General features: G+C 31.5%; 16 protein-coding genes. 13 read left to right on the forward strand and 3 right to left on the reverse strand.

Annotated features, from left to right (window positions below):
• Window positions 1-122 precede the first annotated feature (122 nt).
• Window positions 123-1,142: an ornithine carbamoyltransferase gene (gene argF, locus LQ615_RS06660; RefSeq protein WP_182094109.1), complete on the forward strand. Its 1,020-nt coding sequence runs from the start codon at window positions 123-125 to the stop codon at window positions 1,140-1,142.
• A 72-nt stretch (window positions 1,143-1,214) separates the two neighbouring features.
• On the opposite strand, the gene rarD is transcribed toward argF, so the two are convergent.
• Together rarD and hutG are read right to left on the reverse strand one after the other, a co-directional pair.
• A complete protein-coding gene (rarD, locus tag LQ615_RS06665; RefSeq protein WP_218708777.1) occupies window positions 1,215-2,123 on the reverse strand; it encodes an EamA family transporter RarD in 909 nt (302 codons plus the stop codon).
• Between the two features lie 3 nt (window positions 2,124-2,126).
• Window positions 2,127-3,116 (reverse strand): formimidoylglutamase, encoded by a 990-nt coding sequence (hutG, locus tag LQ615_RS06670; RefSeq protein WP_016998973.1) that lies wholly within the window; start codon window positions 3,114-3,116, stop codon window positions 2,127-2,129.
• Window positions 3,117-3,275: 159 nt separating this feature from the next.
• Here hutG and LQ615_RS06675 point away from each other — a divergent pair, with 159 nt between their 5' ends.
• Together LQ615_RS06675 and LQ615_RS06680 are read left to right on the forward strand one after the other, a co-directional pair.
• Window positions 3,276-3,974 carry a hypothetical protein gene (locus LQ615_RS06675; RefSeq protein WP_239704063.1) on the forward strand — a complete coding sequence of 233 codons (699 nt, stop codon included), beginning with the start codon at window positions 3,276-3,278 and terminating at the stop codon, window positions 3,972-3,974.
• 282 nt (window positions 3,975-4,256) lie between these two features.
• Window positions 4,257-4,748: a metal-dependent hydrolase gene (locus LQ615_RS06680; protein WP_016998975.1), complete on the forward strand. Its 492-nt coding sequence runs from the start codon at window positions 4,257-4,259 to the stop codon at window positions 4,746-4,748.
• A gap of 134 nt (window positions 4,749-4,882) precedes the next feature.
• On the opposite strand, the gene LQ615_RS06685 is transcribed toward LQ615_RS06680, so the two are convergent.
• A complete protein-coding gene (locus LQ615_RS06685) occupies window positions 4,883-5,035 on the reverse strand; it encodes a hypothetical protein (RefSeq protein WP_016998976.1) in 153 nt (50 codons plus the stop codon).
• Between the two features lie 181 nt (window positions 5,036-5,216).
• On the opposite strand from LQ615_RS06685, the gene LQ615_RS06690 reads away from it, so the two are divergent.
• The 10 genes from LQ615_RS06690 (at window position 5,217) to LQ615_RS06735 (ending at window position 15,052) form a co-directional block, all read left to right on the forward strand.
• The gene (locus LQ615_RS06690; RefSeq protein WP_103269460.1) at window positions 5,217-6,404 is read left to right on the forward strand and encodes a UTP--glucose-1-phosphate uridylyltransferase; all 1,188 of its coding nucleotides are present in this window, start codon (window positions 5,217-5,219) and stop codon (window positions 6,402-6,404) included.
• A 13-nt stretch (window positions 6,405-6,417) separates the two neighbouring features.
• A complete protein-coding gene (gene trhA / locus LQ615_RS06695) occupies window positions 6,418-7,116 on the forward strand; it encodes a PAQR family membrane homeostasis protein TrhA (protein WP_016998978.1) in 699 nt (232 codons plus the stop codon).
• Window positions 7,117-7,126: 10 nt separating this feature from the next.
• Window positions 7,127-7,369, forward strand: a complete 243-nt coding sequence (locus tag LQ615_RS06700; protein ID WP_103269459.1) for a hypothetical protein — start codon at window positions 7,127-7,129, stop codon at window positions 7,367-7,369.
• 256 nt (window positions 7,370-7,625) lie between these two features.
• Window positions 7,626-8,033: a TipAS antibiotic-recognition domain-containing protein gene (locus LQ615_RS06705; protein ID WP_016998980.1), complete on the forward strand. Its 408-nt coding sequence runs from the start codon at window positions 7,626-7,628 to the stop codon at window positions 8,031-8,033.
• Between the two features lie 178 nt (window positions 8,034-8,211).
• A complete protein-coding gene (locus LQ615_RS06710) occupies window positions 8,212-9,804 on the forward strand; it encodes an amidohydrolase (protein WP_239704064.1) in 1,593 nt (530 codons plus the stop codon).
• Between the two features lie 3 nt (window positions 9,805-9,807).
• Complete coding sequence (gene sdrM / locus LQ615_RS06715) at window positions 9,808-11,139, forward strand: multidrug efflux MFS transporter SdrM (RefSeq protein WP_218708774.1); 1,332 nt, start codon at window positions 9,808-9,810, stop codon at window positions 11,137-11,139.
• Between the two features lie 42 nt (window positions 11,140-11,181).
• Window positions 11,182-11,649, forward strand: coding sequence for a SepA family multidrug efflux transporter (locus LQ615_RS06720; RefSeq protein ID WP_016998983.1), 468 nt, complete (start codon window positions 11,182-11,184; stop codon window positions 11,647-11,649).
• A 70-nt stretch (window positions 11,650-11,719) separates the two neighbouring features.
• A complete protein-coding gene (locus LQ615_RS06725) occupies window positions 11,720-13,189 on the forward strand; it encodes an MDR family MFS transporter (protein WP_218688777.1) in 1,470 nt (489 codons plus the stop codon).
• Between the two features lie 138 nt (window positions 13,190-13,327).
• Complete coding sequence (locus LQ615_RS06730) at window positions 13,328-14,389, forward strand: Mrp/NBP35 family ATP-binding protein (protein WP_016998985.1); 1,062 nt, start codon at window positions 13,328-13,330, stop codon at window positions 14,387-14,389.
• Between the two features lie 15 nt (window positions 14,390-14,404).
• A complete protein-coding gene (locus tag LQ615_RS06735; protein ID WP_135022045.1) occupies window positions 14,405-15,052 on the forward strand; it encodes a KinB-signaling pathway activation protein in 648 nt (215 codons plus the stop codon).
• The last annotated feature ends 441 nt before the right edge of the window (window positions 15,053-15,493 follow it).

A 15,493-nucleotide genomic window follows, 5' to 3' on the forward strand; every position in this document is an offset into this window, starting at 1 on the left:
CTTTTTAAAACAATGTGTCATACTAATAAAATAAGTATTTTTATGCAATATACTGTATAACTATTTACATTGTGCAAAAAGTATTATATGATGTTATTTATAAATAAAAAGGAGTTGGTTTCATTGGGACGAAGTTATCAAAGTTAAAAGATTTATATCAGACAAGTTTTTTAAAAGAGGTTGATTTTTCTAAAGATGAGTTAGAACAACTTATTGAATTAGCTGAAGAATTAAAATTCAAGGAGAAACATCACATACCTCAACGTTTTTTAAATGGTAAACATATTGCTTTATTGTTTGAAAAACAATCAACTCGTACACGCGCAGCATTTACTGTAGCAGCTACTAAAATGGGGGCACATGTATCTTATCTCGGTAAAGAAGATTTACAACTTGGCAGAAAGGAATCAATTGAAGATACTGCAATTGTATTAGGGTCTATGTTTGATGGGATAGCCTTTAGAGGTTTTGAACAACATACTGTTGAAGATTTAGCTAAATTTTCTAACGTACCAGTTTGGAACGGTTTAACAAATGAATGGCATCCTACTCAAATGTTAGCTGATTTCTTAACTATCAAAGAATATTTTGGTACTTATGAGAATAAGACAGTTACGTTTGTAGGCGATGGACGTAATAATGTTGCTCATTCACTATTAGTTACAAGTGCAATATTAGGCGTTAATATTCATATCGTAGCGCCGGTAGAATTACAACCAGAAGAAAGCGTACAACAACAAGCGATAGAATTAAGTGAGTTATCTGGAAGTGAAATATTGATAACAGATAACATTCAAGAGGGTGTATATGGCAGTGATGTAATTTATACAGATGTATGGTGTTCGATGGGTGAAGAAAATCAATTAGAAGCTCGTTATGAATTGTTAAAAGATTACCAAGTAAACCAACGATTAATTAATTTAACAGAACAGCCAAATACTTTATTTTTACATTGTCTACCTGCTATACATGACTTAAACACAGAAATGGGCGAACTTTGTTTTAATAAATTTGGTGTAACAAATATGGAAGTAACTGATGATGTATTCAGATCAAGTTATTCAAGAGTATTTGAACAAGCCGAAAATAGAATGCATACTATAAAAGCTCTCTTAGCAGCAACATGTGGAGAATTGTATTAATAATTAAGTTTAAATAATCGATAGTATGATTAAATAAAAAATCGTTTCGCTATTTCTAACGAAACGATTTTTCTATTTGTTTTTTATTAGTTTTCTTCTGTTTTTCTTCATTTCCATGTATTTCGAGTAACTATATATGATGATACTAATCCATATAAAAATGAAAGTAATAAATTGATTAATATCAAAATGTTCATTTAAAAGGAATATACCTAAGAAGAACATAATGGTCGGTGCAATATATTGTAAAAATCCTGTTAAAGATAATGGGATTTTTCTTGCGCCAGCACTAAACAGTACAAGTGGAGTAGCTGTTACTACACCAGCTAATAATAACCAAGCGCTAGAAGCATTCATACCAAATGTAATATTATTCGTTTCAGATAAATAATAGATATAAATCAATGCAGCAGGTAAAGTTACAATACATTCTATTGTAATACTACTGAAAGCATCAATATCTACTACTTTTTTAATTAATCCATATAGCGCAAATGAGACAGCTAACAAGATGGATACTGTTGGAAATTCTCCAACTTGAAACGTCATAAATAGTACACCTATGAAAGCAAGTATAATCGCAATCCATTGTGCAATAGAAAATCGTTCGCCTAAAAATATAAAAGCAAATAATATACTGACTAATGGATTTATATAATAACCTAAACTAGCTTGTAGCACATGATGGTTATTAACAGCCCATATAAACGTACCCCAATTTAATGTAATAATATATCCGGCTGCTATGATAGCGATTAGCATTTTTTTGTTTTTGAATAACTTTGTTGTCGCATTTTTAAACATATTTAACTGTCTGGTTACTGTCAATAGTATAAGCATAAATACTACTGACCAAAGAACGCGGTGTGCAAGTATTTCAAATGGACCAATCTCGTCAACGAGATTCCAATATAAAGGCAGCACACCCCATATAGTATAGGCTAACCCAGCTAATAGTATGCCTTTTTTATTTTCTGACATAAATTAAGACTCCCAATGTGACTGAACTACTTCAGCTTGGTCGTGATAAATGTTCGATGCAATATTAGCTAAAAGTCTAGCTGTGCGATTATCTATATCGAATCTAGGTGATAATTCTGCTATGCTTATACTCGTACTTTTATTTGAATTCGTAACTAATTGTAGAATAGTTTGTACAATTTGAGGTTGTAATCCCATAATGCAAGGGGCGCTTACAGCAGGGGCATAACTTACATCAATTGAATCTGTACACAATGTAATCATAATTTCGTCATATTCTTCTATGAAAGAGCTTATAGAAGTGATTGTCTCAATTGAAAGATGACTTCTTAATTCGTCTTCAAGAATATATCGAACGCCGTATTCATCAGCTCTTTCAAAAAGAGCTTTTGTATTACCATTTTTCTGAATGCCTAGAACAAAGTAGCCTACTTGATCATCTTGGTCCAATATTTGTTTAAACATTGTTCCTGAAGATGGTTGTTTATCATAATCTCTCATATCAAAATGAGCATCAATATTTATTATGCCTATTTTTTTGTCCTTATTTGCTTTTCTAACACCTAAATAGTGACCATATAGGATTTCGTGACCACCGCCTACAAGTACAGTGTAATGGTTATATGGAAGAATTTGAGATAATTTGTCTCCAAGTTCAGCTTGAGCTTCCTCGAGTTTAGTTTTATGACAAACGACATTACCGTAATCTGTTAAGTGTAAATATTCGTTATGAATAGGCAAGGGACTTAATGCTTTTCTAAAATGTTTAGGTCCATCGACCGCTCCTGTTCTTCCATTATTACGAGCGACACCTTCGTCACATTCAAAACCAATGAGAGCCATATTAATTTGATCGTCAAACTCTTTTATTGGTTCAATTGCTTCTTGCTCTAAGTTAACTGTGTCTATAATTTGATGATATCTAAAAGCAGAACGTAAAGTTTCGCTATCTGTTCTACCAGTCCATTCATCTTTGTTGACAGCTTTATACATAACAAATACCTCCTTGGGATGATACAATTATTTTTACTAATATTAGTTTATCATGTATGATATTCTTATGTTTTAATTAATGCTCAATTATTTTATAAGAAAGAAGTGTCTTTTATGAGTAGCAAGGAAAATAAAGCAAAAAGGCCCAGGAGTGATTCTATGAAATGGATATATGGTCTCTTAGCAGTTTGCTTAATGTTTCTAGTAGCATGTGATAATGAAACTTCTACGAATACAAATAAATCAAACCAAGACGAAAAAACTTCAGAAACGAACGCAAATAAGAAAAAAACAACGGAAGAAAAGACGACTGAGAAAAATAGTAGTCAAGAAACAGAAACGAACGAAAATACAAATCAGAATAATAATGAAGCTATTAATAACGAAAATGGATCATCGGAAGAAATTCCGATTGAAGGAAATGTTAATGGTGTTAAACCGAATCGTAATTCAGGGGAAAGTGAATTTGATACTGAGACTTATTCAAAAGCAAGAAATTGTTTATTGAATCAAGGTGATTCTCAAGCGGAGTGTGATGAAGTTGAAAACACAATTGAATTTACTCGAGCTTGGCAAAATTTAAGTCATGATGGGTATTTATGTAATGATGAGGGCTGTCAATTACCTGAAGAAAATCAGGACACTAATGAAAACAATCAACAACAGTCTCCTAACGAACAGAGTAATCAATCGAGAGATAATACTCCAAGTCAGGAAATACCTTCTTCAGAAGATGACTCTAATAAACAATCTCATGAAGATTTGAATAGACAAAACAGCAATAATGACTCAGAGCAAGAACCCAAACAGTCTAATCTGCAAAATAATCAACAAAATGAAAATAAAGCAGCAAGTTAATGATTAACCAAAAAGCGCTCGTCAATTTTGACGAGCGCTTTTTGGTGTGAAATAAGGGGGTTATTTCAACAATGGTATAGGGTTATGTTTAATATGACTTACACTGTTATTGTACCAAGTGTTATATAGAAATCAATAAATATGTGATTTAATTCACATAATTGTCAATAAATCTTTTCTACCGTGATTTAAATCACAACAAAGTCACAAAGTGTTCGTATACTTGTTCGCTTTATTATGTTAAAATTAATAAAGAAATTTATAGAAACGAGGAAAACTAATATGACGGGAAAAACACATCTAGCTTGCGGTATATTCATCGGGTCATCATTAAGTATTTATTATGGAGAGGATATCTTTACGTCTTTTACAATTGTCAGTTTATGTGGAGTGGCTAGTTTAGTACCAGATATTTGTCATTTTAAAAGCAATATTGGTAGAAAGCTTTTTCCTTTAAGTTTAATTATACGCACAATTTTTGGACATAGGACTTTTACACATTCATTACTATTTCTATTTTTAATATTTTGGGGGTTAAAGGCAATTGAAGCTCCTGAGCCATATTTAGTATCTATTATAATGGGGATGCTATCACATATTATTTTAGATATGCTTACACCTAGAGGCGTAAAATTATTCTATCCAATTAATATATCTGTAAAAATGCCCTTTGTATTTAGGACAGGCGGAGTAGTTGATTTAAGTCTTTCAACAGCATTTACCGCTATTACAGTGGTATTATGGTGGAAAGATATTTATAGATTATTTTTATAAAAATAAATATTTAAAAGTGAAGGGAGTGGGGTGGAAATCTCCTTTTAGTAAAAATACTTCATAGTCACCCTTGCCTATATTAAAGAAACAGTCCGAGACATATATATGCCTCGGACTGTTTTATAATACTTATGTTATTTACTGAATTTGTCTTTAAGATCTTTACCTTTGTCTTTGGCAAAATCTTTACCTTTTTCAGTATACTCGTCTTTGTTTTTGTCTACCTGCTCTTTACCTTTGTCAACTGCTTGATCTTTTGCGTCGTTAAATTTGTCTCCTAAACTCATAATAAAATCCTCCTTGACCTATTAGATATAGGATTATTTGTGTTATAGAATCTACACATTATATATCATACCCACATTTTACTTCTGTAATCATTTAAATTTTAATTATTTTATGATATTTTTAGACAAATCATTCTAAAGTCGTATAATGATAATGAGTCAAATTTTGGAGGTATTATAAATGCTAGATGAAACAATCTTAAAGCAACACGGGCAAGGTCACATTTTAGAATATTGTAAAATGATGAGCCAAAGCGAAAAAGAACAGCTACACATAGATATGGACAGAATAGATCTAGATGAAGTAGATAAATTATATGAAGATGTTTATGTAAATAGAAAAATGATTGAAATAGCAGATGATGTAGAACAAATTAATTATGACATTAAAGAAAACTTACCTGAAGAGAAATTAGCAGAGTACCGCTCATTAGGTTTAAGTGCAATTAAAGAAGGTAAATTTGCAGTTTTACTTATGGCTGGTGGCCAAGGCACGCGTTTAGGTCATAAAGCACCTAAGGGCACTTTCTCATTTAATGATAAAAGTTTATTTGAAAGACAAGCAGAACAGTTAAATAAATTATTCGAAGAAACTGGAACACCTATTCATTGGTACATCATGACGAGTGATATTAATCATAAAGATACACTATCTTTCTTTTTAGAAAATAATTATTTTGGTTATGATGAATCTTATATCCACTTTTTCAAACAAGACCATGTTGTAGCCCTATCAACAGAGGGGGAACTTGTATTAGATAAAGATAAACATATTATGCGTACCCCGAATGGAAACGGTGGCGTTTTTAAATCATTAGAAAAAGCTAATTTATTAAATGAAATGAAAGACAATGGTGTAGAATACTTATTCTTAAATAATATTGATAATGTGCTAGTTAAAGTATTAGATCCAGAATTTGCCGGTTTTATAAAAGAAAAGGATTGTGACATTACAACTAAATCAGTACAAGCATATCCAGACGAAAAAGTAGGTCGTATAGTATCTATTGATGATAAAAAACAAGTCCTTGAGTATTCAGAATTACCTGAAGGTGAGGTTAATAAATTAGAAAACGCTAATATTGGAATTCATGCCTTTAAATTAGATTTCTTAATTGAAGCGGCTTCTAAACCACTTCCTTATCACTTAGCGATTAAAAACCTTAAGCAAATAGATGAAGATTTTAGTGTAATAGAAAAAGAAACTTTAAAATTCGAATTATTTTATTTTGATATTTTCCAATATGCAAATTCATTTGCTACACTACAAGTAGATAGAAAAGAAGAATTTAGTCCATTAAAAAATAAAGAAGGAAAAGATAGTATAGAAACAGCACAACAAGATCTAGAAGCAAATCAATTATTGTAAAAGAGGTAAGTGAATGGAACAGTCTAGTAATGCAAAATCTCATCACAAAAAAGAAGGAAAAGTGAAAGAGGCCTTTAAAGATATTATGCCTCTTTCCTTTGGAGAAGAAGTGGGAAATGCAGTATCACATGGAGTACCAGCTTTTATACTGTTATTCTTTTTACCATATGCAGCAGTTGCAAGTTATATACAAGATGGTGCACTAAAATCAACAAGTGTGTCTATTTATATTATTAGTATCATGCTTATGTTCTTATCATCAGCAGTTTATCATTCTATGTCTACTTCGTCTCCGCAGAAATATATTATGCGAATTATAGATCATAGTATGATTTACATTGCAATATGTGGAACATATACACCTATCGCATTGTCTCTAGTAGGCGGATGGTTAGGTTGGGTCATAATGGGTGTCCAATGGGGAATAACAATATGGGGCATAGTTTATAAATCTACTGCTAAAAATGTTAATCATAAATTGAGTTTATCAATGTATTTAATAATGGGATGGATGGGTGTTCTTATGCTACCGTCTATTATTAATAAAACATCTCTTCTATTTATGTTATTTATACTTTTCGGTGGTATTAGTTACACAATTGGTGCATGGTTCTATGCACAAAAAGATAAAAAGTATTTCCATATGATTTGGCATTTCTTTATATTGATTGCATCCATATTTCATTTCATTGCAATAATGTACTTTATGTAGGAGGTAAGTCATGAATTACCGTTTGTATTATATTGTTTTGACAATTATTATAATGATTCAATGCTATTTCTTTTATTACTTTGTATTTAGTGATGGTAGAGCAAGCGGTTTACAATTCATGGGTGTCATTTCCCTTATATTTGGTCTTTGTTTACTTTATGTCATGATTTTATTGATCAAACATCAAAAAAGAAATAACCAACAAAAATTTAATGAACATATAAAAACCGATGAAGATAGACGATTAAAATAAAATATAAAATATTAATGAAAAGGTCTGAGACATAAAAATTGTCTCAGACTCTTTTGTTATATTGGCAGTAGTTGACTGGAAAATGCGCTTATATTAAACTTTTCAAACCTAGTCATCCTTGCCGGAGCGGGACTACGGAATCTTTTTAAAAAATAAGGATTCTGTCCTGCTCTCCTTTCTTATTTTTCATTAACTTTTTAAAAAATGGGTAAAACATATATATAAGCTATTTTTGAAATAGAAGGGGGCTTTAAAGATGACAAAAGAAAGAAAATATGAAGCGTTCCATCGAGAGGTACTTAATGAAAATGAAGAAAAACAAGGCGAGCAAGTAGAAGAAAGATTTGGTCACGAGAATATCGATCAGGCGGATGATAAATATGTAGATATGTCTCAAGATGAAATTCAAAGCAAAAATGAGATAGAAAATGACTTGTTTAAACAACTGGATGAAATTGTTGATAATGGAGCTACTTTAGAAAGACAGCAAAAAGCAACAGAATTACACAAAGAATGGTTAACATATAGCTGGCCGACTTATACAGAAGAAAGACATCTTGAAATGGTGGAGATGTATGATGAAGATGCAAGATTTAGAGAGTATTTCGGGGAAGAAAGATCAAGAGTACTTATCACAGCTGTTAGGCATGTACTAGAAAATTAAACAAATTTAAACCAATTAATAAACTTGATTACTTGGTGTTCAGCTTTTAAAAAGCTTTTAACTATGCTGAACGCCAAGAATGATTGTTATTTTAATTGGTTTTATTATTTTTATCGTTGTATTTTTTTTGGTTTAATATGTAGAATTAGCGTAAGAGCAATTTTACAAGGAGATGGATATGATGAAAAAGCTTTTCAAAAATGGCACAATCTATACAATGATAAATCCTGATGATACATATAAAGGTGTAATTGTTAATCAGAACAAGGTTGAAAAAGTTTTGGACCAAGATGATTTAAATCGAATAAATGAAAAAGAATACGAAGTTATTGATTTAAAAGGCGAAACGATGTTTCCAGGGTTTGTGGAAACGCATATCCATGTGATGGGAACTGGTGTATGGTTGTCTTCCGTAATTTTAAATGGAGAAACGAATATTGAAAAAATTAAAAATAAAATCAAATTAAAAGCTGAAAAATTATCTGAAGGTGAATGGCTTGTTGCTGAAGGCTATGATGAAAATTTACTTGATGGTATACGTTTGAATAAACATGATTTAGATGAACTATGTAAAGAGAATCCTGTTATCGTAAAACGTGTATGTAGACATGCTGCTTTTGTTAATTCTAAAGCTTTAGAATTATTAAATATTGATCATCATATTCAAAATCCTGAAGGTGGATCATATGAAAAAGTAAACGGCGAGTTAACAGGGTGGATATACGATACTGCAATGGAACCTTTTGAAGAACTTTCCATGACTGAAGATGAAAAATCTTTAACTAGACATTTAACAAATGCTGTTGATTATTTATATCAATTTGGCGTGACTGGCGCACATACTGAAGATTTAGGTTATTATAATGATTATAAAGATGTATTAAACGCATATAAAACAGTTATAGGAGATAAACAACATCAAAAACCATTTAAAGTTAGACTGTTAAGACATTTTAGTGTGTATGAACAAATGATACAAGACGGTGCTACATTTGTAGAAAATTGGCTAGAGCCAGACGCGATGAAGTTTTACGCTGATGGGGCATTCGGTGGGAGTACAGCATTAATGAAAGAACCTTACTCGAATGATCCGAGCGGGGAAAATTATGGTCTAGCTATTTATACACCGGAAGCTCTAGATGAGAAAGTGAAACTTGCAAGAAAGCATAATGGTGCTATAGCTGTTCACATGATAGGAGATAGGGCTTGCGAAATGGTATTGGATGCGATAGAAAACAATCCAGTTCCAAACGGCTTAAGAGACCGTTTAATCCATATTAGTACGTTAAATGAAGAATTATTAGAACGTGTTTCAAAATTACCTGTTATATGTGACGTTCAACCACAATTTATAACAAGCGATTTTCCATGGGTTGAAGACAAAGTAGGTTCAGAAAGAGCGAGGTATTTATATCCATTTAAATCAATGTTGGAACGTAATATTATAATAGGTGGAGGTTCAGATGCTCCGATAGAAATACCTAATCCAATTTTAGGGATTCATGCTGCTGTTAATAGACAATCATATGGACAAGATGGTGCATATTTTATTGAGGAGGCTTTACCTGTTTTTGATGCAATTGGTCTTTATACAACTCAGGCGAGTAAGATAGCTCAAACTACTGAGAAAACTGGGTTGATTAAAGCAGGTTATGAAGCGGACTTCACAGTATTAAATAAAAATCCATTTGAAATTGATAAAAAAGAATTAGCTACAATTCAGGCAACAAAAACAGTTGTAAATGGGGAAATTGTATATGAAAGAGAGTAAATTATGACTAAAAATAAAGGCATTGTATTAGCGCTTGTATTAATCATGTTTATGAGCGCTATTGAAACATCTATTGTTTCTTTGGCTACACCAACAATGCAAAAAGATTTTGGTATTGGTACAGAAGTAGCATTGATATTTACTGTTTATTTAATGGCAGTTGTATTCATGACGCCAATAGTTGGTGAGTTAGTAAAGAGAATAAATATTAAGTATGTTGTTTTACTAGGTATCTCCACCTTTATTATAGGTAGTATACTTTGTGGACTTACAGAAATAACGCAAAGTTTTACACTTTTAGTTTTTTCTAGAATTATTCAAGGTATGGGAGCAGGTGTGATGATGACACTTGGCCAAGTCGTTCCTAAACTTGCTTTCCCTATACCTAGAAGATATAAAGTGATGGGAATAGTAGGAAGTGTTTGGGGTATTTCTAGTATTGTAGGACCATTACTTGGTGGCGCAATATTAGAATCCTTAAACTGGAGTTTCTTATTCTATATCAATATTCCAATCGCTCTTATTTCAATGTGGCTTGTTATTAAGTATTTTAATTTTGAACAAGATACAATTGAAAAAACGAGATTGGATTATAAAGGCCTAATTGTATTCTATGGAGCTGTTGCTAGTTTCTTGTGTATTGTTTCTGAACAAGTTCCTTCCATAGTAAGAATACTAAGTATTGTTACTTTAATTGTTTTTATATTTTTACTATTTAAAGTTGAAAAGAAAGTTAAAAATCCATTTGTTCCGATAGCATCTATTAATAAGAAAATAATACTCGTATTATTTACAGATTTGATTTATTCAACAATGCTGATGGGATACACTATATTTATGCCTATATACCTACAAAATGAACAAGACTTTACGCCATTGCAAAGTGGACTACTCATTTTCCCTATGTCTGTAGGTTGGCTAATTATTACTTTTGTTTTAGGTAAATTAGATAAGTTGGCTTTGAAATTTATTTATATGTTAGCATTCTTAGCAATGTTTGTAGGGGCGTTTGCCATCTTAACAGGTGTTGAAATGATTGCGATTATACCTTTTGCTGTATTTGTAATGGGAACTTCATTTGGAACGGTATATACAAAAGATGTCGTAATTGTTCAAGAAGAGTCACCACCTCAACATTTAGGTTCAATGATGTCTATTTATACATTGTTCAAAACAATCGGAAGTACAACAGGTTCATTAATTGTTGCATCTATATTTGCATTAAACGTCCCGTTTTTAGCATATGGTATTCAAAATATTATGTTATACATCATGTTAATTGTAGTGATATTAACATTTGTATGGGCGATTATTTTTAAAGAAGTTAAAAGTTAGATTTAATTTGTATGTAAACATATTTAAAAGGAGTAGCGCTTTATGAGAAGAAAAAACAAACGCTTTGATATTTTTCATTTGCTAGCGATACTAGCTATCGTAGGTATATTTACTATATCTGGTGCTATATTTATCGTGCTACTTTCCTTTGGTATGTTTGGATTAAGCAGAATACTTATATATTATGGTTTAGCAGAGTTTAACTATAATAAAAGCATGATTGACAATTTAATTTATTACGGCAGTTATATACTATTCGGATATTTCACTTTAGTAGCCATTGAATTGTTGCTAGATAGGTTTAAAACCAAATTAAATGATAACCCTTATTTTAAAGGTATGACATTTCACTTATTAACGATATCGGTGAGCACCGTTATGTTTTATTTTTGCGTTCATATTTACTATTCTCAAATTAAAATTGATTTTTGGGTGATTTTGATCATAATCACGATTCTGTACATCTGTACTGAAATATTCTATCCAGAAAGTAAAAATTTAAATAAATAGAACGTTTATTTTGATTTCCGAAATAAATTAGTGCATAATAGCTAAGGTATATTTAGAAGGAGATGAAACCATGGACGTTCAGGATATTTCAAAAGGTAAAAGAAATTTAGTTGTCGCTGTCATGTTAGTCAGTGCTTTCGTGGCTATTTTAAACCAAACTTTATTAAACACAGCGATACCTGAAATCATGGTGCATTTAAATATTGATGCTAACCAAGGGCAATGGTTAATGACAGGATTCATGCTAGTCAATGGTGTTATGATACCTGCCACTGCATTTTTAATGGACAAATTTAATACGAGACCACTTTATTTAATGGCGATGCTATCGTTTACGATAGGTACGGTAGTTGCTGCTTTAGCACCTACTTTTAGTGTTTTAATGTTAGCAAGAGTACTTCAAGCGATGGGCGCTGGCGTTATGATGCCACTTATGCAATTCGTACTATTTAATTTATTCCCTAAAGAAAAACGTGGTTTTGCAATGGGTATGGCAGGTCTTGTTATTTCATTCGCACCTGCAATAGGACCAACTTTATCAGGTTACTTAGTTGATAATTTTAGTTGGAGAAGTCCGTTTTATTCAATCATTCCATTTGCAGTAGTAGCATTGAGTTTTGGAGCGAAATATTTAACTAATATTTCTAAACCAAAAGATGTTCATTTAGATGTACCATCAATTATATTATCAACAGTAGGGTTTGGTGCCCTCTTATATGGATTTAGTAGTGCAGGATCGATGGGCTTTTCATCACTAACTGTTATTGTTTCATTAATAATAGGTATAGTGACAATCGTAATATTCCTAACAAGACAATTAAAATTAACAAATCCATTATTAAATATCAGAGTGTTTAAATATAAAACATTCGCTTTAACTACAGTTATTAGTGTATTTACTATGATATCTTTAATAGGACCATCTTTATTAATGCCAATGTATATGCAAGATGCTAGAGGATATTCAGCGCTCATTTCCGGTTTATTATTATTACCTGGGGCAATTATTACTGGTGTAATGTCACTTGTAACAGGTAGATTATTCGATAAATATGGTGCTAAATGGTTAGCGATAACAGGTTTTACAATTATAACGATTACAACGTTTATGCTGGCATTTATGAGTACAGACACTTCATTAGTATATTTAATTGTAGTATATACTATTAGAATGTTCGGCGTATCGATGATAATGATGCCTGTAAATACAGCTGGTTTAAATGCAATACCAAACGACTTATTATCACATGGTACTGCTATGATGAATACATTACGTACAATTTCTGGTTCGATCGGTACAGGTATATTAGTAACAATCATGTCAATTGGTGCTAAAAACTTTAACCCATCAAAAGAACAATTTGAAGCGGCAAGTGCAGGAAATAAAGCTGAGATATTGCAATCTCAAGCAATGATACACGGTATTAATACTGCATTCCTAGTATTAACTGTAATTGTATTTTTTGGTATAGTACTTTCTATGTTTATAAAAACAGAGAACAAACACCAAAATACAAGAATTCCAAATCATTCAAATTAAATTTAAAAGAAGCAGGCTGAGACATTTAATTAATGTCTCGCCTGCTTTTTTTGAACAATAAACTAACAATTAATCTATATTTTTTGTTACACTGAATATGATACGAATAGATTAACAAGAAGAAGGGAAGTAGTAGCATTGTTATCTGTAGAACAGGTTAAAGAATTAGTAGGGGAGTTACACGACCCGATAGTAGATGTACCAATTAAAGAAACTGGTGGAATTGTAGAAGTTAGCGTTAAAGAAGAAAAAGAACACATTAGTGTTAAAATAGCGATTGCCAAGATGGGTGGACAACCGCAACTTGATTTACAAATGGAAATTGTAGACCTATTAAAAGACAACGGTGCTAAAACTGTTGGAATACGTTTCGATGAATTATCTGAAGAAACATTAGAAAAATTCAAAGGAATAATGGAAGAACAAACAATAGAAGGATTATTATCTAAAGATAATCCAGTTGAATTTATAGCAGTAGCTTCTGGTAAAGGTGGAGTTGGTAAATCAACTATTGCCGTAAACTTAGCAGTATCATTAGCAAGACAAGGAAAAAAAGTTGGTCTTGTAGACGCAGACATTTATGGTTTTAGTGTACCTGATATGATGGGTATTCAGGAAAAACCTGAAGTAGAAGGGGAGCATATCATACCTGTAGAAAGAGAAGGTGTTAAAGTTATTTCTATGGCTTTCTTTGTTGAAGAAAACGCACCTGTAATTTGGAGAGGTCCAATGCTAGGTAAAATGATTACTAGTTTCTTCACAGAAGTTAAATGGGGAGAATTAGATTATTTAATCTTAGATTTACCTCCAGGCACGGGCGATGTGGCACTCGACGTGCATACGATGTTACCTTCTAGTAAGGAAATAATAGTGACAACACCTCATCCAACCGCAGCATTTGTTGCAGCAAGAGCTGGAGCTATGGCTAAACATACTGAACATACAATACTAGGTGTCATAGAAAATATGTCATATTTCCAAAGTAAAGAAACTGGAAATAAGGAATATGTGTTTGGTAAAGGTGGCGGTGCTAAATTAGCACAAGAGTTACAAACGCCATTATTAGGAGAATTACCGTTGAGTCAACCAGAATGGAATGAAGAGAATTTCTCTCCTTCTATTTATGGTTCTCATGAACCACTAGGCAAAATTTATGATCAAATAGCTGAAAATGTTATTGATATTACAACGGAATCATAATACGGAGGTAAGTTAGTGACTCTTAAATATTTAATACAATTTTATAGGAATACTCTGTTAATCGGTGTAATTGTTACATATATATCTTCATTGATATTTGGATATGATAAAGTAACTAAATATTTAGTCGCTGGAGAAGTTGGCGAATTTGTAGCAGCATCGATATGGTTTGTTGTTGTAGGCTTACTGGTTGCAACAATAAGTCAGCTAGCATATTTTATTTATTTGTTTATCAATCAGTTAGGTATAGGTATATTTGGTAAGATATGGCCACATGTACAAATCGTTGTAACTGTATTTGCGATTTTTGACCTCGTTTATTTTAGATTTTTAAGATTTGGTGGCACGGATCAAATTATTTCATTCATATGGTTACCTATTGTTGTAATTATTTTTGCGATTATTACAAGTAATATCAAAAATAAACAATCTAAAAAGAACTTATGGATTCCTTCTATGTTCTTTATGATAGTTATGACAACTGTAGAATTAATCCCATTTTTAAGAGTTGAGGATACTAGTTGGATTTATTTAACGATATTTGGACTTTTATTATGTAATTCATATCAATTAATAATGTTACCCAAATATAATGAACTATCTTTGGAAGAAAGAAAAAAGAAAGAAAAAATTAAAGGTACAAGTACCAAAAAGACGAAATAGAGAAGAAAAACACAAATTTATGGATGATTTACAATCCGAATTTGTGTTTTTTAATTTTTTGTAAAAATTTTAAGGAATATCGTTGACTTTTTATTGGCCACTTGATATTATATAAAAGTCGCCGAAAACGACAGGCGAAACACACAAAACAATAAATAAAGTTTTTATTGAAAGTGTAAAATTGACTCTTGTTAAGACGTTGTAAATGCGATATATTTATAAACGTGTTAAAAAATAGTTAAGAAAAATAAGTTGAAAACAATCTTTGTTTTTAGTACAATATTGTTTGAACATTTATTTAAATGAACATTGAAAACTGAATGACAATATGTCAACGTTAATTCCAATAATTGAGTACTGAAAGTACTTCAAAGAGTGATTGGCTTAACCAATCAACAAGAGCTAATCAAGCTTACTTCTTTTATGGAGAGTTTGATCCTG

The sequence above is a fragment of the Mammaliicoccus sp. C-M13 genome, assembly GCF_022386845.1.
Classification (GTDB): Bacteria; Bacillota; Bacilli; order Staphylococcales; family Staphylococcaceae; genus Mammaliicoccus; species Mammaliicoccus lentus.

Coding starts and splice junctions, on each gene's coding strand:
- rarD (WP_218708777.1), bottom strand. CDS start 2,123: ATGTCAGAAAATAAAAAAGGCATACTATTAGCTGGGTTAGCCTATACT.
- hutG (WP_016998973.1), bottom strand. CDS start 3,116: ATGTATAAAGCTGTCAACAAAGATGAATGGACTGGTAGAACAGATAGC.
- LQ615_RS06675 (WP_239704063.1), top strand. CDS start 3,276: ATGAAATGGATATATGGTCTCTTAGCAGTTTGCTTAATGTTTCTAGTA.
- LQ615_RS06680 (WP_016998975.1), top strand. CDS start 4,257: ATGACGGGAAAAACACATCTAGCTTGCGGTATATTCATCGGGTCATCA.
- LQ615_RS06685 (WP_016998976.1), bottom strand. CDS start 5,035: ATGAGTTTAGGAGACAAATTTAACGACGCAAAAGATCAAGCAGTTGAC.
- LQ615_RS06690 (WP_103269460.1), top strand. CDS start 5,217: ATGCTAGATGAAACAATCTTAAAGCAACACGGGCAAGGTCACATTTTA.
- trhA (WP_016998978.1), top strand. CDS start 6,418: ATGGAACAGTCTAGTAATGCAAAATCTCATCACAAAAAAGAAGGAAAA.
- LQ615_RS06700 (WP_103269459.1), top strand. CDS start 7,127: ATGAATTACCGTTTGTATTATATTGTTTTGACAATTATTATAATGATT.
- LQ615_RS06705 (WP_016998980.1), top strand. CDS start 7,626: ATGACAAAAGAAAGAAAATATGAAGCGTTCCATCGAGAGGTACTTAAT.
- LQ615_RS06710 (WP_239704064.1), top strand. CDS start 8,212: ATGATGAAAAAGCTTTTCAAAAATGGCACAATCTATACAATGATAAAT.
- sdrM (WP_218708774.1), top strand. CDS start 9,808: ATGACTAAAAATAAAGGCATTGTATTAGCGCTTGTATTAATCATGTTT.
- LQ615_RS06720 (WP_016998983.1), top strand. CDS start 11,182: ATGAGAAGAAAAAACAAACGCTTTGATATTTTTCATTTGCTAGCGATA.
- LQ615_RS06725 (WP_218688777.1), top strand. CDS start 11,720: ATGGACGTTCAGGATATTTCAAAAGGTAAAAGAAATTTAGTTGTCGCT.